Source organism: Sphingomonas sp. CCH10-B3 (genome assembly GCF_001556185.1).
Lineage (GTDB): Bacteria > Pseudomonadota > Alphaproteobacteria > Sphingomonadales > Sphingomonadaceae > Sphingomonas > Sphingomonas aquatica.
On the sequence record NZ_LSIJ01000074.1, the window covers coordinates 23,017 to 46,677 of the forward strand.

General features: G+C 66.6%; 23 protein-coding genes. 21 read left to right on the forward strand and 2 right to left on the reverse strand.

Features of this window, described 5'->3' with window-relative positions; all coding sequences use genetic code 11:
• Positions 1-2 precede the first annotated feature (2 nt).
• The 7 genes from AX672_RS12490 (at position 3) to AX672_RS12520 (ending at position 8,136) form a co-directional block, all read left to right on the forward strand.
• A complete protein-coding gene (locus AX672_RS12490) occupies positions 3-3,308 on the forward strand; it encodes a glycosyltransferase (RefSeq protein WP_066651841.1) in 3,306 nt (1,101 codons plus the stop codon).
• Positions 3,309-3,352: 44 nt separating this feature from the next.
• Positions 3,353-4,078 carry a heme ABC transporter permease CcmC gene (gene ccmC / locus AX672_RS12495; RefSeq protein WP_066651842.1) on the forward strand — a complete coding sequence of 242 codons (726 nt, stop codon included), beginning with the start codon at positions 3,353-3,355 and terminating at the stop codon, positions 4,076-4,078.
• Positions 4,079-4,184: 106 nt separating this feature from the next.
• Positions 4,185-4,619, forward strand: coding sequence for a cytochrome c maturation protein CcmE (ccmE, locus tag AX672_RS12500; protein ID WP_066651901.1), 435 nt, complete (start codon positions 4,185-4,187; stop codon positions 4,617-4,619).
• 10 nt (positions 4,620-4,629) lie between these two features.
• Positions 4,630-6,558 carry a heme lyase CcmF/NrfE family subunit gene (locus tag AX672_RS12505; protein WP_066651843.1) on the forward strand — a complete coding sequence of 643 codons (1,929 nt, stop codon included), beginning with the start codon at positions 4,630-4,632 and terminating at the stop codon, positions 6,556-6,558.
• On the forward strand, positions 6,555-7,073 hold the full coding sequence (locus tag AX672_RS12510; protein ID WP_066651844.1) for a DsbE family thiol:disulfide interchange protein: 519 nt from the start codon (positions 6,555-6,557) through the stop codon (positions 7,071-7,073). The genes AX672_RS12505 and AX672_RS12510 overlap by 4 nt, the downstream gene beginning before the upstream one ends.
• 47 nt (positions 7,074-7,120) lie before the next feature.
• Positions 7,121-7,480, forward strand: coding sequence for a cytochrome c-type biogenesis protein (locus tag AX672_RS12515; protein ID WP_082730540.1), 360 nt, complete (start codon positions 7,121-7,123; stop codon positions 7,478-7,480).
• Positions 7,480-8,136 carry a tetratricopeptide repeat protein gene (locus AX672_RS12520; RefSeq protein WP_066651849.1) on the forward strand — a complete coding sequence of 219 codons (657 nt, stop codon included), beginning with the start codon at positions 7,480-7,482 and terminating at the stop codon, positions 8,134-8,136. The genes AX672_RS12515 and AX672_RS12520 overlap by 1 nt, the downstream gene beginning before the upstream one ends.
• A 163-nt stretch (positions 8,137-8,299) precedes the next feature.
• Here AX672_RS12520 and AX672_RS12525 read toward each other — a convergent pair whose 3' ends face one another.
• Positions 8,300-8,776, reverse strand: coding sequence for a TspO/MBR family protein (locus AX672_RS12525; protein ID WP_066651902.1), 477 nt, complete (start codon positions 8,774-8,776; stop codon positions 8,300-8,302).
• Positions 8,777-8,823: 47 nt separating this feature from the next.
• On the opposite strand from AX672_RS12525, the gene AX672_RS12530 reads away from it, so the two are divergent.
• The 3 genes from AX672_RS12530 to bchO are packed head-to-tail and all read left to right on the forward strand — an operon-like array spanning position 8,824 to position 12,432.
• The gene (locus tag AX672_RS12530) at positions 8,824-9,789 is read left to right on the forward strand and encodes an ATP-binding protein (RefSeq protein ID WP_066651851.1); all 966 of its coding nucleotides are present in this window, start codon (positions 8,824-8,826) and stop codon (positions 9,787-9,789) included.
• Positions 9,786-11,555 (forward strand): magnesium chelatase subunit D, encoded by a 1,770-nt coding sequence (locus AX672_RS12535; protein ID WP_269454051.1) that lies wholly within the window; start codon positions 9,786-9,788, stop codon positions 11,553-11,555. The genes AX672_RS12530 and AX672_RS12535 overlap by 4 nt, the downstream gene beginning before the upstream one ends.
• Entirely contained in the window at positions 11,548-12,432 is an 885-nt protein-coding gene (gene bchO, locus AX672_RS12540; RefSeq protein ID WP_066651853.1) for an alpha/beta fold hydrolase BchO, read from the forward strand. The genes AX672_RS12535 and bchO overlap by 8 nt, the downstream gene beginning before the upstream one ends.
• 3 nt (positions 12,433-12,435) lie before the next feature.
• Here bchO and AX672_RS19235 read toward each other — a convergent pair whose 3' ends face one another.
• Positions 12,436-13,563 (reverse strand): hydratase, encoded by a 1,128-nt coding sequence (locus tag AX672_RS19235; protein WP_331711196.1) that lies wholly within the window; start codon positions 13,561-13,563, stop codon positions 12,436-12,438.
• Positions 13,564-13,674: 111 nt separating this feature from the next.
• Between AX672_RS19235 and AX672_RS12550 the strand changes: the two genes are divergently transcribed.
• The 11 genes from AX672_RS12550 (at position 13,675) to pufC (ending at position 23,642) form a co-directional block, all read left to right on the forward strand.
• A complete protein-coding gene (locus tag AX672_RS12550) occupies positions 13,675-14,799 on the forward strand; it encodes a methyltransferase (RefSeq protein ID WP_066651855.1) in 1,125 nt (374 codons plus the stop codon).
• 102 nt (positions 14,800-14,901) lie between these two features.
• Positions 14,902-15,831 carry a chlorophyll synthesis pathway protein BchC gene (gene bchC, locus AX672_RS12555; protein WP_066651856.1) on the forward strand — a complete coding sequence of 310 codons (930 nt, stop codon included), beginning with the start codon at positions 14,902-14,904 and terminating at the stop codon, positions 15,829-15,831.
• Positions 15,828-16,811 carry a chlorophyllide a reductase iron protein subunit X gene (locus AX672_RS12560; RefSeq protein ID WP_066651857.1) on the forward strand — a complete coding sequence of 328 codons (984 nt, stop codon included), beginning with the start codon at positions 15,828-15,830 and terminating at the stop codon, positions 16,809-16,811. The genes bchC and AX672_RS12560 overlap by 4 nt, the downstream gene beginning before the upstream one ends.
• Positions 16,812-16,816: 5 nt before the next feature.
• Positions 16,817-18,352: a chlorophyllide a reductase subunit Y gene (gene bchY / locus AX672_RS12565; protein ID WP_066651858.1), complete on the forward strand. Its 1,536-nt coding sequence runs from the start codon at positions 16,817-16,819 to the stop codon at positions 18,350-18,352.
• Entirely contained in the window at positions 18,349-18,528 is a 180-nt protein-coding gene (locus AX672_RS12570; protein WP_066651862.1) for a hypothetical protein, read from the forward strand. The genes bchY and AX672_RS12570 overlap by 4 nt, the downstream gene beginning before the upstream one ends.
• Positions 18,525-19,970 (forward strand): chlorophyllide a reductase subunit Z, encoded by a 1,446-nt coding sequence (bchZ, locus tag AX672_RS12575; protein ID WP_066651864.1) that lies wholly within the window; start codon positions 18,525-18,527, stop codon positions 19,968-19,970. Before AX672_RS12570 ends, bchZ begins: the two co-directional genes overlap by 4 nt.
• A gap of 184 nt (positions 19,971-20,154) precedes the next feature.
• On the forward strand, positions 20,155-20,343 hold the full coding sequence (gene pufB, locus AX672_RS12580) for a light-harvesting antenna LH1, beta subunit (RefSeq protein WP_231731321.1): 189 nt from the start codon (positions 20,155-20,157) through the stop codon (positions 20,341-20,343).
• 26 nt (positions 20,344-20,369) lie between these two features.
• Complete coding sequence (pufA, locus tag AX672_RS12585) at positions 20,370-20,555, forward strand: light-harvesting antenna LH1, alpha subunit (RefSeq protein WP_066651870.1); 186 nt, start codon at positions 20,370-20,372, stop codon at positions 20,553-20,555.
• A 149-nt stretch (positions 20,556-20,704) separates the two neighbouring features.
• Positions 20,705-21,529: a photosynthetic reaction center subunit L gene (gene pufL / locus AX672_RS12590; RefSeq protein ID WP_066651872.1), complete on the forward strand. Its 825-nt coding sequence runs from the start codon at positions 20,705-20,707 to the stop codon at positions 21,527-21,529.
• 17 nt (positions 21,530-21,546) lie between these two features.
• Entirely contained in the window at positions 21,547-22,521 is a 975-nt protein-coding gene (pufM, locus tag AX672_RS12595) for a photosynthetic reaction center subunit M (protein ID WP_066651874.1), read from the forward strand.
• Positions 22,518-23,642: a photosynthetic reaction center cytochrome PufC gene (gene pufC / locus AX672_RS12600; protein ID WP_066651876.1), complete on the forward strand. Its 1,125-nt coding sequence runs from the start codon at positions 22,518-22,520 to the stop codon at positions 23,640-23,642. Before pufM ends, pufC begins: the two co-directional genes overlap by 4 nt.
• Positions 23,643-23,661: the final 19 nt, after the last annotated feature.

A 23,661-nucleotide genomic window follows, 5' to 3' on the forward strand; every position in this document is an offset into this window, starting at 1 on the left:
GCATGGATCAGCCGGTTTTCTTCGACCCGACGGGCGCGCGCCGACGCTGGACGTCGCGCGGGTTCTGGTCGGTGATCGCGCTTGCTGCGCTTGCGGCAGGAGTGTTCATCCTGACGCTCGTCAGCGTGCCGAGCGGCGGCGAATTGCCGCTGGCGTTCGAACGCGCGCAGCCCGCACCGCTCGCCCGCCAGATTTCGGGGCTTCGGCATCGGCTCGGGAGCTGGCTGCCGCGCGGCAAACCGGCCGCCGGGGGCAAGCCGGTGACGATGGCGTTTTACGTTCCCTGGGACCCATCGAGTGCCGAATCGCTCAGCCGCAACATCGGTGCAATCGATATTGTGGCGCCGGTGACGCTGTTCGTGAACGGCCCGACGCATGCGCTCAATGCAACGCAAGATGCCCCGCTTGCGCGCATTCTGGCGGGGGCGCCGCGTCGTCCCGCCGTAATGCCGCTCGTCCAGAATGCGCAAAATGGCCAGTGGGATGGCGCGGGAGCAGCAGCGCTGTTCGCCAGCAAGCCCGCGCGGGCGAAATTCCTCGCCGCGTTGAAGGCGGAAGTAACGTCGCACCGCTGGGCCGGCATCGTGTTCGATTTCGAACTGCTGCCACCGTCAGCCGTTGCCGATTATCGCGCACTGATCGGGGAGGCCAATGCCGCGTTCGACAAGATCGGTGCATCGGTGTTCGTGGCGGTGCCGGTTGGTAACCCGGCCTGGTCGCCGCGCGCCTTTGCGAGGGTCGCGGACAAGATCATCCTGATGAATTACGACTTCCATTCCGAAGGCGGCGATCCCGGGCCGATCGCGCCGCAGGGTTGGTATGTCGACAACCTGCGTGCCGCGCTTGCTGAGGTGACGCCCGACCGGATGATCGTTGCGGTCGGCAGCTACGGCTATGACTGGCACGGCGACGTCGCCGATCCGATGACGATCGAGGAAGCCTGGCTCGCTGCGCATGACAGCGACGCGCCAGTGGTCTTCGATCCCGTCAGCGGCAACAGCGGCTTCGGCTATGAGGAAGGCGGCGTGCGGCATCAGGTCTGGATGCTCGATGCCGCCGCAATGTGGAACGAACTGAAGGCACTGCGCGCCAGCGGCCTCGGCAGCATCGCGCTGTGGCGGCTCGGCAGCGAAGACCCCGGCGTCTGGCCTGCGATACAGGCATTTCGCCGGGGTACGCTGCCCGACCTTCGCCGGATCGACGAGATTTCGAACGCCGATGTCGAATCATCGGGCGAGATATTGCGCATCACCGCGACGCCGCGAAGCGGTGCCCGCACGTTGCGCTTCGATGCCCAAGGGTTGATCCGCGACGTGCATTATGACGTGCTGCCGACCCCTTATGTGGTCAAGCGCATCGGCGCCATTCCGAAGCTGGTCGCACTGACGTTCGACGACGGCCCCGATCCGACCTGGACGCCGCCAATCCTCGACGTGCTGAAGCGCGAGAAGGTCCCTGCGACCTTTTTCGTGATCGGCGAGAATGCACTCGCCAATCCGTTGCTGCTCCAGCGGATGGTGAACGAAGGGCATGAGCTTGGCAACCATACCTACACCCATCCCAATCTCGCGCTGGCGTCGGCGCCCATTACCAAGCTCGAGCTCAACCTGACTCAGCGCCTGCTCGAAGCTTATACCGGCCGCTCGACCCGGCTGTTCCGCGCGCCCTATTTCGGTGACGCCGAGCCGACGACGGCGGATGAATTGCTGCCCGCGCTGGTGGCGCAGGAACAGGGCTATACCGTCGTCGGGCTGCATGCCGACCCCGGCGACTGGAAACGTCCCGGCGCGCAGGCAATCGCCGACCAGACGGTGGCATCGGTCGTGTCGGCGACGCCGGAGGTGTCGCGCAACATCGTCTTGCTCCATGACGGCGGCGGCGATCGTGCCGAGACCGTCGCCGCTTTGCCCCAGCTGATCGAGCGACTGCGCGCGCGCGGTTATCGGTTCGTGCCGGTGTCGACGCTCGCCGGGCTGAATCGCGAGGCGGTGATGCCGACGATCAAGGGATCCGATCTGGCGGCCGTGCGCGCCGATATCGGCATCTTCCTGCTGCTGGCCGGCATCCAGTGGCTGTTCGGCTGGATGTTCGCGCTGGCGATCGCGCTCGGCATTGCGCGCGCCGTCATCATCGCCGGAGTGGCGCTGTTGCGCCGCCGCCGCGCAACGCCGCCCGAAGCGAGCTACCAGCCGCCGGTGTCAGTTATCATCCCCGCCTTCAACGAAGCGCGCGTGATCGAGGCGTCGGTACGCCGCGTGCTCGCAAGCGATTATCCTGACTTGCAGGTCATCGTCGTCGACGACGGTTCGACCGACGGCACCAGCGACATCGTCACGGCAGCATTTGGCGACGAGCCGCAGGTCACGCTGCTGACGCTCCGGAACGGCGGCAAGGCCGCGGCGCTCAACCGCGCGCTGACGCTGGCGACGGCGGAAATCGTGATCGCGCTCGACGCCGACACGCAGTTCGAACCCGGCACGATCGACCGGCTGGCGCGCTGGTTCGCCGACCCCAAGATCGGCGCGGTCGCGGGCAATGCCAAGGTCGGCAACCGCGTCAATCTCGTCACCCGCTGGCAGGCGGTCGAATATGTGACCGCTCAAAATCTGGAACGGCGGGCGCTGTCGCGTTTCGACGCGATCACGGTCGTGCCGGGGGCGGTCGGCGCATGGCGGCGGGCCGCGCTCGATTCGGTAGGCGGTTATCCGGTCGATACGCTGGCCGAGGATCAGGACCTGACGATCGCGATCCAGCGCGCCGGGTGGCAAGTCACCTACGATACCGAAGCGGTGGCGTGGACCGAAGCGCCGCAAAGCTTCCGCGCGCTGGCCAAGCAGCGCTATCGCTGGGCATTCGGGACGCTGCAATGCCTGTGGAAGCATCGCGGCGTGATGGCGAGCGGACGCCCGCGCGGGCTGGCGCTGATCGGCATGCCGCAGGCCTGGCTGTTCCAGATTCTGTTCGCGGCGATTTCGCCCTTCATCGATCTCGCGCTGGTGGTTTCGATCGTCGCGACCGCGAATCGGGTTGCGCAGCATGGCTGGGCGCAGACGCAGACCGATGTCGTCAAAATGGCACTTTATTGGCTGATCTTCACGACCATCGACATCGCCGCGGGTGCCATCGCATACCGCCTCGACGGGCGCGAGCCACGCTATCCGGTGCTGCGGCTGGTCGCCCAGCGGTTCGTCTATCGCCAGCTGATGTATTGGGTGGTGCTGCGTGCGATCAGCGCTGCGATCGGCGGCTGGTGGGTCGGCTGGGGCAAGCTCGAGCGCACCGGGACAGTGACGGGTAACGCATCATGATGTCCAAGTGGATTTGTTGGATTTAGTGTCCTAGAAGCTTGTCAGTGCCGTCGATTCACGCCCTCGCCAATCCTGCGCGCTTCCTGAAGATTGCGCGTCCTTTGACTCCGGCATTGTTCTGGCCTGGCGTGCTGCTGGTCGCTTATGGCGCCTGGGGCGCGCTCACACAGATCCCGCCCGACTATCTCCAGGGCGAGACAGTCCGCATCCTCCACATCCATGTGCCGACCGCATGGCTCGGCATGGCCGGGTGGAGCGGGATTGCAGTGTCGAGCTTTGTGTTCCTCGTCTGGCGCCACCCGCTGGCGATGGCCGCCGCGCGAGCCTGTGCGCTGCCCGGCGCGGTGTTTGCGGCGCTGTGTCTGATGACTGGATCGATCTGGGGCCGACCGACCTGGGGCACCTGGTGGGAATGGGACGGGCGGCTGACGTCAATGTTGCTGCTGCTGTTCGTCTATCTGGGCTTCATGGCGCTGTCGCGCGCCGATCAGGATCGCGGCGGCGATGGGCGTATTCCGGCGCTGTACGGGATCGCGGGGTCGATCCTGCTGCCGATCATCCGCTATTCGGTGGTGTGGTGGAACACGCTGCACCAAGGGCAGAGCATCGGCGTCACCAAATCGACAATCGATAGTTCGATCTTGTGGCCGCTGCCGTTCACGCTCGGCGGCTTCACGCTGTTCTTCGCGGCGATCGTGCTGATGCGGATGCGCGCCGAACTCGCCAATACCAAGGCAGAGGCGCGGATGCGCCGGATGGCGGCCCAATGAACCCCTGGCCTTTCGTCACCGCCGCCTATGCGGTCACGCTGATCGGCGCTACGGCGCTGGCGCTATGGAGCTGGCGCGCTATGGCGGCAGCGGAAAGACGCGGCAAGTGAAGGCGAAGCATCAACGGTTGTATCTCGGGCTGCTCGGGCTGGCGGCAATTGCAGGCGCGAGCGGGCTGGCGCTGTCGGCGCTGAAGGATCAGGCGGCGTTTTTCTATGCCCCAGGCGATGTCGCCAAGCAGGGCCTGCCGCTCGGGCGCGCGGTGCGGCTGGGCGGAATGGTTGAGGGCGGATCGATCCGCAAGCAGGCTGACGGCGTGACGATCAGCTTCGTCGTTACCGATGGCAAGGCGACGGTGCCGGTGACCTTCAAGGGCATCACGCCCGACCTGTTCAAGGAACGCTCGGGCGTGGTCGCGGAAGGGCAGTTCCAGCCTGACGGCAGCTTCGTTGCCAGCAACCTGCTCGCGAAGCACGACGAAAAATACATGCCGCCCGAAATGGCGGGCAAGATGGGCGCGGCAAAGTCGCCGAAACAGTGAGCCAGCGCCGATGATCGCCGAAGCAGGGCTTGCGGCCCTCTGGATCGCGGCGGCGCTTGCCGCCTTGCAGTTCATCCTCGCCGTGATCGCCATTGCGCGCGGCGATCCCGATGTGCAGCGCAGCGTGCGCCCGGTCGCGGTGGTGCAGGGGCTGGTCGTGGCACTGGCGCTGGCGCTGCTGATCTGGGTGTTCGTCGTAACCGACCTGTCGGTGAAACTGGTCGCCGACAACAGCCATTCGGCCAAGCCGCTGATCTACAAGATTGCCGGCGCCTGGGGGAACCATGAGGGCTCGATGCTGCTCTGGGTCACGATCCTCGGGCTGGCGGGCGGCGCGGTCGCGCTGCTCGAGCGACGGATCAATGAGAAGACGCTGGTTGCGACGCTCGGCAGCCAGGCACTGATCGCGCTCGGCTTTTACGCATTCCTGTTGTTTGCCTCCAATCCTTTTGCGCGGGTGACCGAGGTGCTTGCCGATGGCAACGGCCTCAATCCGCTGCTGCAGGACCCCGGCCTCGCCTTCCATCCGCCGACGCTTTACATCGGCTATGTCGGGATATCGGTCGCGTTCAGCTTTGCAGTCGGCGCGATGGTGATGCGCGATGTCGGGCCCGCCTTTGCCCGCGCGATGCGGCCTTGGGTGCTCGGCGCCTGGATTTTCCTGACGCTCGGCATCACGGCGGGCAGCTACTGGGCCTATTATGAACTCGGCTGGGGCGGCTGGTGGTTCTGGGACCCGGTCGAAAATGCCTCGCTGATGCCGTGGCTGGCGGCGACCGCGCTGCTGCATTCGGTGACCGTGCTCGCGACCCGCGACGGCTTGCGCGCGTGGACGATCATGCTCGCGGTGGTCGCGTTCTCGATGTCGATGATCGGCACTTTTCTGGTCCGCTCGGGCATTTTGACGAGCGTCCATGCCTTTGCGGTCGACCCCGAGCGCGGTGCGTTCATTCTCGTCCTGCTCGCGCTTTACATCGGCGGGGCACTGCTGCTGTTCGCGACCCGCGTCGCGACGATCCGCGAAGGGCAGGGCTTCGAATTCGTCAGCCGCGAAGGCGCGCTCGTCGCCAACAACCTGCTGCTGTCGGTGATCTTGGGCGTGGTGCTGATCGGCACGCTCTATCCGATCTTCGCGGCCGGGGTGTTCGGCTTGCAAGTGTCGATCGGCCCGCCCTTCTTCAACAAGGCGGCGGGGCCAGTGGCGCTGGTGCTGGTCGCGATCATGGCGGCCGGGCCGCTGATGCGCTGGCGGCGAGATGATGGCGGCGCGGTGCTGGGCCGGATGTTCGTACCGATCGTTGTGACCGGCGTCATCGCCGCCGGGCTCGTCGTCTTCGCGAGCAGCGCTGGCGTATTGCCGATCCTCGGCCTGGCGCTTGCCGCCGGGCTGGCGGTCGCGAGCGTCGCGCCGCTGTGGCGCCGCAATCTGCGCCGCACGCCGCTGTTCATCTATGGCATGGTGCTCGCGCATCTCGGCATCGCCGTCAGCCTTGCCGGGATGGCAAGTGAGAGCGCGTTTACGCAGCAGACACTGGTCGCCGCGAAGATCGGCGAGCCGCACCGCGTCGGCCCCTATACCGTGACACTGCAGAGCATTCGTCCGATCCTCGGCCCCAATTGGTCGGCTCTCGAAGCGCAGCTGAGGGTCGAGCGCGACGGATCGCGCTTCGTGCTGACGCCGCAGTCGCGCTATTTCGCCAATCCGGTCACCACCACCAATGAATCGTCGATCGCGACCTTAGTCGACGGCCAACTTTACACCGTGCTCGGCCAGCAGGATGATGCCGGGCGCTGGCAGTTGCGGCTGTGGTGGAAGCCGTTCGTGACGCTGATCTGGGCAGGCGGGGCCATCGTTGCGATCGGCGGTGTGTTGTCCTTGCTCGGGCGCTTGTTGCGCGAGCGCCGCACCGTCGCGCGGCGCGAGGAGGCGCTGGCGTGAAGCTCTGGCTGCCGTTGATCGGCTTTCTGCTGCTGGTGGCGGTCGCGATCTGGGGACTTGCCCGACCGGCCGACAAGACGATCCGCTCGGCGATGGTCGGACGCCCGCTGCCGGCGTTCAAACTCGACCCGATCATCCCGGGCAAGCCCGGCGTCGCCAGCGCCACGTTCACGGACGGCAAGCCACGCCTGCTCAATGTCTTCGCCAGCTGGTGCGTGCCCTGTGCCGCCGAAGCGCCGCAGCTTGCCAAGCTGAAGGCGGCGGGCGCCCGAATCGAAGCGGTCGCAATCCGCGACAAGGCCGCCGACGTGCAGGATTTCCTCGCGCGCTATGGGGATCCCTTTGCCGCCGTCGGCAGCGATCCCGAAAGCGAAGTCCAGCTTGCGATCGGATCATCGGGCGTGCCCGAAACCTTTGTCGTCGACGGCAAGGGCCAGATCGTGCTCCAGCACATCGGCGACATCCGCGACGAGGACGTGCCCGGGATTCTCGCCGCGCTGGAGAAGGCAAAGTGAAGCGGTTCGCGCTCGCCTTGCTGCTGATCGCATCGGCGTCGCCCGCGATGGCGGATTCGTCGCTGCCGCCCGCCAAGCTCGCCTATACCCAGCTGCCCGACCCGAAGCAGGAAGCTGCAGCGCAAAAGCTAATGACGACGCTGCGCTGCCTCGTCTGCCAGGGCCAGTCGATCGCCGACAGCGACGCCGAAATGGCGGGCGACATGCGCGCGCTGGTGCGGCGGCGGATCGCTGCGGGCGAGACGCCGCAACAGGTCCGCGACTGGCTGATCGCGCGCTACGGCGATTATGTCACCTATGATCCGCCGCTGTCGGCGGCGACCTTGCCGTTGTGGATCGCGCCGCTCGCGCTGATCGCGTTCGGGCTGTGGATCGCGCGCGGCACCTTCAAGCGGAAACCTCGCTGATGGGCTGGGTGATGCTCGCCTTGGTCACGATCGCGGCCGCCGGATTGCTGGCGCTGCTGCGCGTGCCTCGCCAGCTATGGACGACGGTCGGCGCGGCGCTGATGCTCGGCTGCGCGGGCTATGCGCTGCAGGGGCGGCCGGGGCTGCCCGCTGCAGCACCCAAGCCGCAGCCGCAATCGATCGAAACCGCGCCGGAGATGATCGCGCTGCGCACGTCCATGTGGGGCAAATATACCGTCGAATCGCAGTATGAAGCGGCGTTCGATGCGCTGATGCGGACCGGCGACGCCCGCAGCGCGGTCCAGCTCGCGATTGGGGCGGTGAACAAATATCCGAATAGTGCCGAGCTGTGGACCGACCTCGGCAGCGCTTATGTAACGCACGACGGCGGGATGATGTCGCCGAGCGCGCGCTTTGCCTTCGACCGGGCGATCGCGATTGCCCCCCGCCACCCGGCTCCGCGCTTTTTCAAGGGGCTGGGGCACATCCAGTCGGGGCAATTGGCGGAGGGACGCGCCGATTGGCTGCGCGCGCTCGCGCTGACGCAACCGAACGCCCCCTATCGCGCGGCGATCACCGAGCGCATCGCGGTGCTCGACCAGTTCATCCAGATGGCTGAACAAGCCCGCGCCCAAGCGCAGGCCGAACAGCGCTGAACGAAGCAACCGGCCGCCGGCGGAGCGGGTTTGCACGCTATTGAATCGTCATCTCCGCGCAGGCAGCCATCCATACCGGACGCCTCGTCGGGTCGTCGCGGACTGTAGCGACTATAGATCCCCGCCTCCGCGGAGATGACGGCTGCGTCTGTAGGCGGCAGACCTAGGTTGCCGGCGCGAACGGGGCGTTGAGCCTGACAATCGTCCAGTTGAGAAAGGCCGCGAAGCTGACCCAGGCGAGATAAGGCAGGATCAGCGCGCTCGCGAACGGCGAAATCGGCCAGAGACCGGCCACCAGTGCCACCAGCGATGCCCACAGGAACACGACTTCGACCAGCGCCCAGTCGGGCCGCCGCAGCCGGAAGAACAGCGGGCTCCACAGAAAGTGACAGACCGCGTTGACCGCGAACAGCACGACCACGTCGCGCCGCTGGTCGCCGGTCGCTGCCGCATTCCATGCGACCACCGCCGACCATGCGGCAAGGCCGAGAATGATCGTCCATGCCGGGCCGAAAGCCCAGTCGGGCGGCTGCCATGACGGCTTGCGCAACGCCCGGTACCAGCCGTCGATCGGGGTGAGCAGACCGCCGGCCGCGCCCAGAAACAGCGCCACGCCTGCAGCGATAATGATCGGCGTCATGCCCTTGTCCATCTTGCCGTGTGTCCAGTGCGTGTTACACGCTTGGCATGCGCGTGTCGTTCCCGTTTTCCGCAATCGTCGGCCAGGACGAGATGAAGCTCGCCCTGCTGATCGCCGCCGTCGATCCCCGGATCGGCGGGGTGATGGTGTTCGGCGACCGCGGGACGGGCAAATCGACGGCGGTTCGTGCGCTCGCCGGGCTGCTGCCGCCGGTGGCGGCGGATCAGGCGGGTTATCAGGATGGCACGCCGCGCAAGGGCAAGGTGCCGGTTCCCTTTGTTGATCTGCCGCTTGGCGCGACGGAGGATCGCGTGGTTGGCGCGCTCGATCTTGAACGGGCGCTGGGGCATGGCGAAAAGGCATTCGAGCCTGGCCTGTTGGCGCGCGCGCATGGCGGCTTTCTCTATATCGATGAAATCAACCTGCTCGAGGATCATCTGGTCGATCTGCTGCTCGACGTGGCTGCATCGGGCGAGAATGTCGTCGAGCGCGAGGGTCTGTCGGTGCGCCACGCCGCGCGCTTTGTGCTGGTCGGCAGCGGCAATCCCGAAGAAGGCGAACTGCGCCCCCAGCTGCTCGACCGTTTCGGCCTGTCGGTCGAAGTGAAGACGCCGCAGGATTTGAAGACGCGGGTCGAAATTCTGCGCCGCTGCGACGCTTTCGAACGCGACGGCGCGCTGTTCGCCGAAAGCTGGGCCAAGGCCGAACGCAAGACGCTGAAACAGATCGCCAAGGGCAAGGATCTGCTGGCCGCCGTGGAGATTCCCGACGAAGTGCTGGTTCGCGCGTCGGAGCTTTGCCTCGCCGTCGGTGCCGATGGCCTGCGCGGCGAGCTGACGCTGATGCGTGCGGCGCGGGCGCTGGCGGCGCTGCAGGGCGATCGGCTGGTCGCGCTGGCGCATCTGAAGCGAGTCGCGCCGCTGGCGCTGCGGCACCGGCTGCGGCGCAACGTGCTCGACGATACCGGCTCGACCGCGCGGATCGAGCGCGCACTGGACGAATTGTTCGCGTGAGCGATGCCGGGCTGACGGCCGATCCGCTGGCCGATGCCCTGCTTGCGGCCCGGCTGTGCGCGATCGAGCCGCGGCTTGGCGGCATGGTTCTGCGTGGCGGCGTGGTTGGCGACCGGGTCGTTGCCGAACTGAACAAGACGCTGGGTGCGGGGGCCCCGATCAAGCGGCTGCCTGCGCATATCGACGATGACGGGCTGTATGGCGGGCTTGATCTTGGCGCGACGCTGAGCGCAGGTCGGCCGGTCGCGCGCACGGGATTGCTGGCGGCGAGCGATGGCGGGGCGCTGATCGTGCCGATGGCTGAGCGGCTGGACGAGGGCGTGGCAGCCGCGATTGCGGGGGCGCTCGATACTGGCGAGGCGGTGGCCGAGCGTGATGGCCTGCGGGTCGCGGCACCGGCGCGGTTCCTTGTGGTCGCGCTCGACGAAGGTGTGGACGATGAGCGGCCCCCGGCGTCGCTGGCCGAGCGGCTGGCCTTCTGGATCGATCTACACGGCCACCAACCTTCAACCGTTCGGGCCGAGCTTGTCGAAGCCCCGTCCTTTCCTTCGCGCGGTCGCGAGGAAGTTCTGCCCTTCGACAAGCCCAGGGCAAACGGAAGCAATGTGGAAACGAGTGACGAAGCGCTCGAAGCTTTGGTGTCGATCGCCACTGTGCTGGGCATCGACTCGATCCGTGCACCGATTTTGGCCTTGCGCGCCGCGCGGGCGGCGGCGCGGCTCGATGGCCGCGATGCCGTGAGCGATTCCGATCTGGCGCTCGCCGCGCGGCTGGTGCTCGGTCCGCGCGCGACGCGGCTGCCGCCGCCGCCCGAAAGCGAGGCGCCGCCCGAGCCCGAGCCCGAATCCGAACCGCCACCGCCGCCCGAAGGCGAAGGGCAGGACGAGCAGCCCGGGGACGCGCCCCCGCTCGACGATATTCTGCTTGAGGCCGCGCTGGCGGCGCTGCCCAAGGACGTGCTCAAGCGGCTGGCGGCAGGCGGGCCCAAGCCGCGCGCGTCGTCGATCGGCAAGGGCGCTAAGCAGCGCTCGCCCAAGCGGGGACGCCCGGTCGGGGTACGCGCCGGGATGCCGCGCGGCGGGCTGCGGCTAAGCATCATCGACACATTGCGGGCAGCCGCGCCGTGGCAAGGGCTGCGCGGGGCCACTGCCGGTCGTGTCCGGCTGAGCCGCGACGATCTGCGCATCCGCCGCTTCGAATCGCGCGCCGAGGCGCTGACCATCTTCGCGGTCGATGCCTCCGGCTCTTCGGCGCTCGCCCGGCTCGCCGAGGCCAAGGGCGCGGTCGAACTGCTGCTGGCCGAGGCCTATGTGAAGCGCGCGCAGGTCGCGCTGGTCGCGTTTCGGGGCAGCGAGGCCGAATTGCTGCTACCACCGACGCGGTCGCTGGCGCGGGCGAAGAAGGCGCTGGCGGCGCTGCCGGGCGGCGGCGGCACGCCGCTGGCAGCCGGGCTCAACGCCGCGCGCGAACTGGCCGAGGCGGCGGCACGGCGCGGGCGGACCCCTTATCTGGTCATCCTGACCGACGGGCGCGGGAACATCGCGCTCGACGGATCAGCCGTCCGCGCACGCGCCGATGCCGATGCCGAAGCCGCCGCGCGCGCGATCGCTGCGGCGGGGATCGCGACTGCCTTCGTCGATACTTCGCCGCGCCCCCGCCCCGAAGGTGCGCAACTCGCCGCTGTCATGCACGCCCGCTATCTGCCACTGCCGCGCGCCGATGCGCGGACGATGCACGCTGCCGTGAAGGAAGCCCAACATGCTTAGCGACCGACCCGAATGGGAACGCGAAGGCCGCGACTGGCCCAATCGCGAGGCGAGTCGCTTTGTCACTGTCGGGCGGCTGCGCTGGCATGTGCAGGTGGCGGGCGAGGGGCCAGTGTTGTTGCTGCTCCACGGCACCGGTGCGGCGACGCATAGCTGGCGGTCGCTGCTACCGTTGCTGGCCGAGCGATTCACGGTCGTCGCGCCCGACCTGCCCGGTCATGGGTTTACCAGCGGGCGGCCGCCGGGTGGCCTGAGCATGACCGCAATGGCGCGCGCGGTCAGCGAGCTGCTTGGTGCGCTGACCGTGACGCCGCGGCTGATCATCGGCCATTCGGCGGGCGTTGCCGTCGCGGTGCGGATGACGCTCGACGGGCTCGCCACGCCGACTGGGATCATTGGGCTCAATTCGGCGCTGATGCCGTTTCCCGGCATTGCCGCCCGGCTGTTCCCGACGCTCGCGCGGATGCTGTTCGTCAATCCGTTCGCGCCGCACATCTTCGCCGGGATTGCGCGGCAACAGGGTGAGGTCGGCGGTTTTCTGAAGCGCAGCACCGGATCGAGGATCGATGCCGATGGCGCCAACCTCTATCAGCGGCTGTTCGCGACACCGGCGCATTGCGCGGGCGCGATCACGATGATGGCCGATTGGGATCTCGATTCGCTCAACCGCGACTTGCCGAAGCTCGCCGTACCGCTGCTGCTGGTGCATGGCGAGAGCGATGCGATGATCCCGCCGTCAAGCGCGCGCGACGCGGCGGCACTGGTGCCGGGCGCGCGGGTCGAAACCCTCGCGGGCCTAGGCCACCTCGCGCATGAGGAGGCGCCCGAACAGGTAGCGGCGCTGATCGAGCGGTTCGTGGCGGCGGGCGTGGCTTAGGCGCTAACCCGCCCTGGGCATCCGGAACGGCAGCATCGCCTGCACCACGGGACTGCGGAAGCGATTGAGCGACAGACTCTCGTGCACCGCGCAGGCATCCTCGCCGAACAGCCGCGTCGTCAATGCCGAGCGCGCGTAGAAAGGCGCGTCGATCCACGTCTTGCGCACGCTGGGCCGGGCGCCGGCATCGGCGCGCGTGACTCGCCGGATCCCCCAGCGCGAGCTTGGCAGCGTGGCGGTCGGCGGCGGGACTTCGTCTTCCCAATTGCCTTGCCGGTCCATTTTCAGCGCCAGTTCGAAACGCTTGCCGTTGCGGCGGGTGCCTTCATAAAGCACCCCCACGTCGCGCCGCAGATGCGCGCGCGACCAGTGCCAGTCGACGAACCCGTCTTCGAGTGATTCTTCGCCGAAGTTCGAATCGAAATAACCGTCGCCGCGCCACACCGTGCCGGGCTGCGCCATCGCGACTTCGACTCGCGCGCGCGGTGCGATCGGATGCCAGCGATGCTTGCCCGCCGGGTGAAGGTGGAAGCCGGTGGTGCCGATCGCCTCGGGCCGGACGCAGACGATGCCGCGCACCGGATAGGGCAGCGGCGCCGAAGTCTCGTTGATGTGGATGTAGAGCGCGTTCCCGTCCCAATGCAGGCCGCTCGGCCCCACCTCGAAACTGGTCGCGTCGCGGGCGACCCGGTCGCGCGGGCGCTCGGTCATTGCCCAGGCATTGGCGCGGGGACCGTGCAGCGAGACGTTGATCGAACAGAAGTTTTCGGGGTCGTGGCGCCCGCTCATCTTGTAATAGGGCGAAAAGACGCTGCCGATAAAGGCAATGATCGTCAGTCCATAACGGCCGCAATCGCTGGTCGCATCGACATACCACCACGCATAGCCGCCTGGCCCCACCTCGACGTCGAAACGCGGGCCGATGGCGGGATAGCGCAGGCTGGCGGGGCGCAGCTGCGGCAAGGCTGCGCGTTCGAGGACGGCGCAGCGCTCGCCAGCGGGCTCGGCCTGCGGCGGCAGGACACCGCCGATGCGTGCCAGCCCTGACCAGAGCGGGCTCCAGTCAGGATCGAGCGTACCGCGCGTGAGCGGTCGCGCACCATTGGGTCGGAACGGTTCGGCAGTCGACATGCGCACTCTCCGATTCAGCGGGCCGATGCAGCGGGCCGATACAGCGGACGGGCATCCGTCCCCAAGGTGGCGATTGACGGCACATCGGCAACCGTCCAACTAATTGGACATATGAATCTGTTTCAATCAAGCGACAATTGGCGTGTGCGCTGGATCAACTGGCGCAACGGCATCGTCGGGAACCCCGCGTTCCAACGCTTTGCCGCGCGGTTTCCGCTGACACGGCCGATTGCCCGACGCCGCGCGCGCGCAATTTTCGATCGCGTCGCGGGATTTATCTTTTCGCAGATTCTGGCTGCCTGCGTCGAACTCGGTGTGTTCGACCGGTTGGCAGCGGGGCCAGTCGCGATCGAGTCGCTGGCCGAAGAATGGGCGATGCCGGTCGCGGCCGCCGACAGGTTGATGCGGGCGGCAGCGGCGATCGGAATGACCGAACCGGTCGGCGGCGGCCGCTGGGCGCTGACCGGCGACGGCGCTGCGCTGCGCGCCAATGCCGGGATCGTCGAAATGATCGCGCACCACCGCTTGCTCTATGCCGACCTCGCCGACCCCGTCGCGCTGCTGCGGCGTGGCGGCGGCGGTGGAGCGCTGCAGCGTTTCTGGCATTATGCTGGCGAGGCAGGGCAGGGCAGCGCCGACGAAGTCGCTGCTTATTCGCGACTTATGGCGGCATCGCAGCCGCTGGTCGCCGCCGATGTGATTGGCGCTTATGATTTTGCGCGGCATCAGCGCATGCTCGACATCGGCGGCGGCGAGGGGCGGTTCGTCCGGTCGGTCGCGACTGCGGTGCCGGGGCTCGCACTTGCGATGTTCGATCTGCCCGCGGTCGCTGCGCGCGCTGCCGATGCCTTCGCGCGCGAGGGTTTGAGTGACCGGATCGCCACCCATGGCGGTGATTTCCTTGCCGGGCCAATCCCGCCGGGGCACGATCTGGTGACGCTGGTGCGCGTGTTGCACGACCATGACGACGCGCCCGCCGCACAATTGCTGCGCAACATCCGCGCGGCCCTTTTACCCGGCGGGCGACTCGTGATTGCCGAGCCGATGGCCGAGACCAGGGGGGCTGAAACCATCGGCGATGCTTATTTCGGGCTTTACCTTTGGGCGATGGGCTCAGGGCGGCCCCGCAGCGCGCGCGAGATACGGCAGATGCTCGACTCGGCAGGATTCCGTCGTTCCTGGACCGTCACGACTCCGCTGCCGATAAATGTCCGCGTGATTGTTGCTGCCGTGTAAGAAATCGCGTCCTAAAAAGTTGACATCACAAACTGTCCAAGTAAGTTGACATTGAACTAGAGGGAGTCCGTTCGGGACTGCTTCGACCCTAGGGGATCGGCGATGCAAACGCTGGCAGTCGTATTGGAGGAGCCCGAAAGGCTGTCGCTCCGTGCGCTTGCCCTGAACCCGGTGGGCGCCGCTGACGTGCTCGTCGAGATTGCGTGGAGCGGCATCAGCACCGGCACCGAAAAGCTGCTGTGGTCGGGCAAGATGCCGACCTTCCCGGGCATGGGCTATCCGCTGGTCCCTGGTTATGAATCGGTCGGCCGTATCGTCGATGCGGGCGACGATGCGCGCGGACGGATCGGCGAATGGGTCTTCGTGCCCGGCGCCAATTGCTATGTTGGCGCGCGCGGCCTGTTCGGCGGGTCGGCGGCGCGAATCGTGCTGCCGGCGGCGCGCGCGCTGGGAGTGCCCGAGTCGCTTGGCATCGACGGCATCCTGATCGCGCTCGCCGCGACCGCGCATCATGCGATTGCCGGTGGTGCCGCGCCCGAGCTGATCGTCGGCCACGGCATTCTCGGCCGCCTGATGGCGCGCATCACGATTGCGCGCGGCGATCCGGCGCCGCTGGTATGGGAAACCGACCCGGCGCGGCGCGGCGACGATTTCGGCTATGCCGTGGTCGACCCCGCCGACGACGATCGCAAGGATTACCGAACGATCGCCGACGTCAGCGGCGCCAGCGGGCTGCTCGATACGCTGATCACGCGGCTGGGGCGCGGCGGCGAGATATTGCTTGCGGGCTTCTATGACCGGCTCGATTTCGCCTTTCCGCCCGCCTTCATGCGCGAGGCGCGGCTGCGGATCGCCGCCGAATTCACGCCCGACGACCTGCGCGCGACGCTCGCGCTGATCGAGACCGGCGCGCTCAGCCTCGATGGCCTCGTCAGCCATATCCGTCCCGCGTCGCAAGCGGACCAGGCCTATCCCGCTGCCTTTGCCGGCGGCGACTGCCTGAAGATGGTCCTCGACTGGAGAAGCCAATGAGCATGCTCGACCCCGGCCAGCTGCGCGAAGAGGCCAGCCACGAGCCCGATCCGGTGCCGACCGGTCCGGTGACCAAGGAAACGCAGATCATCGCGATCTACGGCAAGGGCGGGTCGGGCAAGTCGTTCGCGCTGGCGAACCTCAGTTACATGATGGCGCAGCAAGGCAAGCGCGTGCTGCTGATCGGCTGCGATCCCAAGAGCGATACGACCAGCCTGTTGTTCGGCGGCAAATCGACTCCGACGATTATCGAGACCAGCTCGAAGAAGAAGCTGGCGGGCGAGGAAATCGGCATCGAGGATGTCTGCTTCCAGCGCGACGGCGTTTTCGCGATGGAACTCGGCGGGCCCGAAGTGGGGCGCGGCTGCGGTGGGCGCGGCATCATCCACGGCTTCGAAACGCTCGAAAAGCTCGGCTTCCACGAATGGGGCTTTGATTACGTCCTGCTCGATTTCCTGGGTGACGTGGTGTGCGGCGGCTTCGGCCTGCCGATCGCGCGCGACATGTGCCAGAAAGTGATCGTCGTCGCGTCGAACGATCTCCAGTCGCTCTACGTCGCCAACAACGTCTGCAAGGCGGTCGAATATTTCCGCAAGATGGGCGGCAATGTCGGCGTCGCGGGGATGATCCTCAACAAGGACGACGGCACGGGTGAGGCCAATGCCTTTGCGCAAGCGGTCGGCATTCCGGTGCTGACGGCGATCCCGGCCAACGAGGACATCCGCAAGAAAAGCGCCAATTACCAGATCATCGGCAAGCCCGGCGGGCAATGGGCGCCGCTGTTCGAGGAGCTCGCGATCAACGTCGCCGAAGCGCCGCCGCTGCGGCCGACCCCGCTCGACCAGGATGGCTTGCTCGGGCTGTTCAGCGCCGATGTGACCGGCGCCGATTTCACGCTCAAGCCCGCGACGCAGGCCGACATGCGCGGCGTCGATTTCGTCGCCAAGCCCACCCTCGAAGTCGTTTACGACACGGTCTGAGCGGCATGGACATCGAAACCCCTGCACGCGACCGCGACCTGATCGACCTCTCCGGAGGCGTGGCGGAGGGCGGCTGCGCGTCGGGGGCGACGCTGAAGGCGGCGGCCGCGCAGGCGGGCAAGGCCGAGATTCTCGATCGCTATGCCGCCGATTACCCAGTTGATCAATCTCGGGGCCCACACGATCAGCCGCAGTCGATGTGCCCGGCGTTCGGGTCGCTGCGGGTCGGCCTGCGGATGCGCCGCACCGCGACGGTGCTGTCGGGCTCGGCGTGCTGCGTGTACGGCCTGACCTTTACGAGCCATTTCTATGGCGCGCGCCGCACGGTCGGCTATGTGCCTTTCTCCTCCGAAACGCTCGTCACCGGCAAGCTGTTTGAGGATATTCGCGATGCCGTTCACGGCCTCGCCGATCCTGCGCTTTACGACACGATCATCGTCACCAATCTGTGCGTGCCGACGGCGAGCGGCGTGCCGCTGCAATTGCTGCCCGACCAGATCAACGGCGTGCGCGTCATCGGCATCGACGTGCCCGGTTTCGGCGTTCCGACGCATGCCGAGGCGAAGGATGTGCTCGCGGGCGCGATGCTCGCCTATGCGCGGCGCGAAGCCGAACTCGGCCCGGTCGCTGCGCCCAAGCAGCGCGCAGACCGGCCGACGGTGACGTTGCTGGGCGAAATGTTCCCCGCCGACCCGCCGGGCATCGGCATCATGCTCGAGCCGCTGGGCCTTGCGGCAGGCCCGGTCGTGCCAACGCGCGAATGGCGCGAGCTTTATTCGGCGCTCGATTGCGCGGTCGTCGGCGCGATCCACCCCTTCTACACGGCATCGGTGCGCGAGTTTGAAGCGGCGGGGCGCAGTGTCGTCGGCTCGGCGCCGGTCGGGCGCGACGGGACGGCGGCGTGGCTCGACGCAATCGGGGCGGCGTGCGGCATTGCGCAAGACAAGATCGACGCGTCGAAGAACAAATTCCTCCCCGCCATTGCCGGGGCACTCGCGGCGAAGCCCATCAAGGGCCGGATCACTGTGTCGGGCTATGAAGGTTCCGAGCTGCTGGTCGCGCGGCTGCTGATCGAAAGCGGCGCCGATGTGCCCTATGTCGGCACTGCCTGCCCGCGCACGGTGTGGTCGGATCCCGACCGCGACTGGCTCGAAGCGCATGGCTGCCGGGTGCAATACCGCGCCAGCCTCGAGCAGGACATCGCGGCGATCGAGGAATTTGGCCCCGATCTCGCGATCGGCACCACGCCGGTCGTCCAGCACGCCAAGCAGAAATCGATTCCGGCGCTCTATTTCACCAATCTCATCTCGGCCCGCCCGCTGATGGGGCCGGCAGGCGCCGGAAGCCTGGCGATGGTCGTTAATGCCGCCCTCGCCAACCAGAGCCGCATGGACCGGATGAGTGCCTTCTTCGACGGTGTCGGCACCGGCCATGCTGCCGGGATCTGGGAAAAAACGCCGGTCGAGCGCCCCGAGTTCAAGGCCAAATACGCCGCCAAGCGGATCGCGATGGCCAAGGCCGAAGAAAGCGTCGGCACATGAGCGCGCGACGCCCCCAGCTCAAATTGGTCGTCGATGATGCATCGACGGCCGACTCCGGCCAGTTCGCCGTGCCGCAGTTGACGCTGCCGGTTGACTGGCGCGCACAACCGATCGCCACGCGGCGGTTGCTGTTCCGCTTCGTCATCCCCCAACCAATGGTGGAGACCGAGCAATGACGCTCGTCCTCGATCACGACCGCGCGGGCGGTTACTGGGGCGCCGTATACGCCTTCACTGCGATCAAGGGATTGCAGGTCATCATCGATGGCCCGGTCGGCTGCGAGAATCTGCCGGTGACGTCGGTGCTGCATTACACCGATGGTCTGCCACCGCACGAGCTGCCGATCGTCGTCACCGGCCTCGGCGAGCAGGAGCTCGGCCGCGACGGCACCGAAGGCGCGATGAAGCGCGCGTGGAAGACGCTCGATCCCGATCTGCCCGCCGTGGTGGTGACCGGCTCGATCGCCGAGATGATCGGCGGCGGCGTGACGCCTGAAGGCACCAATATCCAGCGTTTCCTGCCGCGCACGATCGACGAGGATCAGTGGCAGTCGGGCGACCGTGCGCTGACCTGGCTGTGGACGCAGTTCGGGCCGAAGAAAGTGCCGACCCCGAAGGTGCTGAAGGAGGGCGAAAAGCCCCGCGTCAACATCATCGGGCCGATGTATGGCACCTTCAACATGCCGAGCGATCTCGCCGAAATCCGGCGGCTGGTCGAGGGCATTGGCGCCGAGATCAACATGGTGTTCCCGCTCGGCAGCCATCTTGCCGATGTGCCCAAGCTGGCGAACGCGCATGTCAACATCTGCATGTACCGCGAATTCGGTCGCGGGCTGTGCGAGGCGCTGGAGCGGCCGTACCTGCAGGCACCGATCGGCCTTGAATCGACGACGCTGTTCCTGCGCAAACTCGGCGAGCTGACGGGCCTCGATCCCGAGCCCTTCATCGAGCGCGAAAAGCACACGACGATCAAACCGCTGTGGGATCTGTGGCGCTCGGTGACGCAGGATTTCTTCGCAACCGCGAGCTTCGCGGTGGTGGCGACCGAAACCTATGAGCGCGGCATCCGCAATTTCCTCGAAAACGATATGGGCCTGCCGTGCCACTTCTCGTTCCGGCGCACGGCGGGCGTGAAGCCCGACAATGCCGCCGTCCGCGAAGCAATCGCCAGCAACCCGCCGCTGATCATGTTCGGCAGCTATAACGAGCGGATGTACCTCGCCGAAGCGGGGGCGCGCAGCATCTACATCCCCGTGTCCTTCCCGGGCGCTGCGATCCGCCGCCACACGGGCACGCCGTACATGGGCTATTCGGGCGCGACCTATCTAATTCAGGAAGTGTGCAACGCGCTGTTCGACGCGCTGTTCAACATCATCCCGCTCAGCACCCAGCTCGACCAGGCCGAGGCGACGCCGGCACGGCTCGAGCGCGAACTTGCCTGGGAAGACGAGGCCAAGGTCGCGCTCGATGCCGTCGTCGAGCGTGAGCCGGTGCTGGTGCGCATTTCCGCCGCCAAGCGCATCCGCGACGCCGCCGAGCGCGGGGCGCGCCGCGCGGGCGAAGCCAAGGTCACGACCGAGCGCCTCGCGCTCGCGATCAGCGAAAGCCGGAGCGTATGACGCTTCGCCACACCCTTTGCCATGCGGCCCCCAGCCGGGCCGATCGGCACCCACCATCCTCACGGCGCGTCGCGTCGGGTGGATACCGTCGGGGGACGCGTCCCGCGCGCCTGATCTCGCCGGAACGACCGAAACTGAAGGAATCTGCGATATGACAGACGAAAGACTGGGGCCGGGGACCTATATGACCCCGGAAGAAGCGAAGGAGTTCCACTCCCTCTTTACCATCAGCATGGGGGTCTTCGTCCTCATCGCTGTGATCGCCCACTTCCTGGTTTGGCAGTGGCGCCCGTGGTTCCCCGGGACCGCGCCGTACAAGGCCGGCATGGCGGCGACTGCGCCGATCCAGGCTCCGGTGGCCGGCAAGGCCTGATCAAGGGCAACTAAGGAGATCAAGTCATGTGGAGAATGTGGACAACCTTCGATGGACGCAGGATTCTTACGGCGCTGGCAGTGTTCCTGTTCACGCTCGCGATCCTCATCCACTTCATTCTGCTGAGCACCAATCGTTACAATTGGCTCGAGGCACCCAATCCGCCGGCAGCAGCCGCTGCGGTGACGACGACGGCCGCTGCTGCGTCCTGAGTCAGCCTTCGGGCAATCAATTGCCGCATCCAGGTGCGGTGGGGCGGACGTGACCTGATTGGCGCCAAAAGCGCCCAGGTCCGTCCAGTCCCCGACGAAGGAATTTAACTGCCATCCCGTCGTCAGCCGGCGGGAGAAGGAGCTGATCCATGGCACTCTTAAGTTTTGAACGGAAATACCGGGTTAGAGGCGGCACGCTCGTCGGCGGCGATCTGTTCGATTTCTGGATTGGCCCCTTCTATGTCGGCTTTTTCGGGGTCACGACCGCGCTGTTCGCGACGCTCGGCACTGCGCTCATCATTTATGGCGCATCGCTCGGGCCGACATGGAACCCGTGGCTTATCAGTATCGCACCGCCCGATCTGAAATATGGGCTTGGCCTTGCGCCGCTCAAGGAAGGCGGGCTGTGGCAGATCATCACGATCTGCGCGACCGGTGCCTTTTGTTCTTGGGCGCTGCGCGAAGTCGAAATCTGCCGCAAGCTGGGCATGGGTTATCATGTCCCGATCGGCTTCAGCTTCGCGATCCTCGCTTATGTGACGCTGGTGGTGTTCCGCCCGCTGCTGCTGGGCGCGTGGCATTATGGCTTCCCATACGGGATCTTCAGCCATCTCGATTGGGTGTCGAACACCGGCTACCAATATCTGCACTTCCACTACAACCCGGCGCACATGATCGCGGTGAGCTTCTTCTTCACCACGACCCTCGCGCTCGCGCTGCACGGTGGGCTGGTGCTGTCGGCGGTCAATCCGCAGCCGGGCGAGGATGTGAAGTCGCCCGAATATGAAGACGCCTTCTTCCGCGACACGATCGGCTATTCGATCGGCACGCTCGGCATCCACCGGCTGGGCCTGTTCCTCGCGATCGCCGCGGTGTTCTGGAGCGCGGTCTGCATCATCATCTCTGGCCCGCTGTGGACTCGCGGTTGGCCCGAATGGTGGACCTGGTGGCTCAACCTGCCGATCTGGGCCTGAAGGGGAGGGCGAAACTCATGGCTAGCTATCAAAATATCTTCACCCAGGTGCAGCTCCGCGCTGCACCGGAAATGGGGCCGCCAACCAAGGGCGACGAGGACCCCCGTACGCAGCCCGCCGGCTTCCTGTACTGGGCGGGCAAGATCGGCAACGCGCAGATCGGCCCGATCTATCTCGGCTGGCTCGGCGTCCTGTCGATGGTGTTCGGCGTGATCGCGTTCGAGATCATCGGTCTCAACATGCTGGCGTCGGTCAACTGGAGCCCGGTGCAGTTCGTCCGTCAGCTGCCCTGGCTCGCGCTGGAGCCGCCGGGGCCGCAATATGGCCTGCGCATCCTGCCCCCGCTCGCCGAAGGCGGCTGGTGGCTGATCGCTGGCTTCTTCCTGACCGCGTCGATCCTGCTGTGGTGGGTGCGCACTTATCGCCGCGCGCTGGCGCTCGGCATGGGGACGCATGTTGCCTGGGCGTTCGCGTCGGCAATCTGGCTCTATCTCGTGCTCGGCTTCATCCGCCCGGTGCTGATGGGCAGCTGGTCCGAAGCGGTGCCGTTCGGCATCTTCCCCCACCTCGATTGGACCGCGGCCTTCTCGATCCGCTACGGCAACCTGTTCTACGATCCCTTCCACGCACTCTCGATCGCCTTCCTCTATGGCTCGACGCTGCTGTTTGCGATGCATGGCGGCACGATCCTGGCCGTTGGTCGGTATGGCGGTGAACGCGAAATCGAGCAGATTACCGACCGCGGGACGGCGTCCGAACGCGCCGCTCTGTTCTGGCGGTGGACGATGGGCTTCAACGCGACGATGGAATCGATCCACCGCTGGGCGTGGTGGTTCGCGGTGCTGACGACGCTGACCGGCGGCATCGGCATCCTGCTGACCGGCACCGTGGTCGACAATTGGTATCTGTGGGCGCAGCAGCACGGCTATGCGCCGAGCTATCCTTCGACGGGCGTGGTCGATCCCGCCACTTTGCCGGGAGCAGCGAAATGAGCGGTCCTTGGAACATCCTCCGCGTTGCCGCGATCGGCGGCGCCGCGCTTGGCCTAGCCGGGTGCGAACTCGGCCCGAAGAAGAGCGAGCAGACCGGCTTCCGCGGCACGGGCGGTGATCAGATCATCGCGGTCAACCGGCTGACCGCGCAGCCGGTCCCCGCGCCGCCGTTCCCGCTGCCGGCCGACGGTGGCCCGACGGCGGGCGAAACCTATCAGAATGTGCAGGTGCTGAAAGGCGTCAGTGCCGAGCGCTTCAACTATCTGATGGCGTCGATGAACAACTGGATCGCGCCCACTGAGGGCGATCCCGCCAAGGTCGGCTGCAATTACTGCCACAACCCCGAAAACATGGCCTCGGACGAGAAATATACCAAGGTCGTGGCGCGGCGGATGTTGCAGATGACGATCAACATCAACGGCAACTGGTCGACGCACGTGAAAGGCACAGGCGTCACCTGCTGGACGTGCCACCGTGGCAATGCGGTGCCGCAGTATAAATGGGCGATGGCGCCCGAGCCCGGCGGCCGCCTGATGGGCAACAAGCGCGGACAGAATACGCCGACGCCGACGGTGGCCTATGCCTCGCTGCCCTATGATCCGTTCTCGCTCTATATCCAGGGCGCCCAGAATGCCCGCGTCCAGGGGAATACGGCCTTGCCGACCGGCAAGCCCGGCGGATCGATCGCGCGTACCGAGCAGACCTATGCCTTCATGATGCATATGTCGTCGTCGCTGAACGTCAATTGCACCTATTGCCACAACACGGATTCGTTCAGCAGCTGGTCGAACAGCCGGCCGCAACGGGCGCAGGCGTGGTATGGCATCCGCATGGTGCGCGACACCAACAATGCGTACATCACCTCGCTCGCGTCGGTGTTCCCGGCCAATCGCAAGGGACCGCATGGCGACCCGTACAAGGTCAATTGCACGACCTGCCACCAGGGGCTGAACAAGCCGATGGCCGGGGTGAGCATGCTCGCCGACTATCCGATGCTCGCGCCCGCAAAGGTGGCGAACGCGGTGGTGGCACCTGCGCCAGCGACCGGTACGGCGCCTGCCAAGCCTGCTGCGGCGGCGCCCGTTGCACCTGCGGCATCGACGCCGGTCGGCACCAAGTAACCGGCCGTTCGGCCGATGT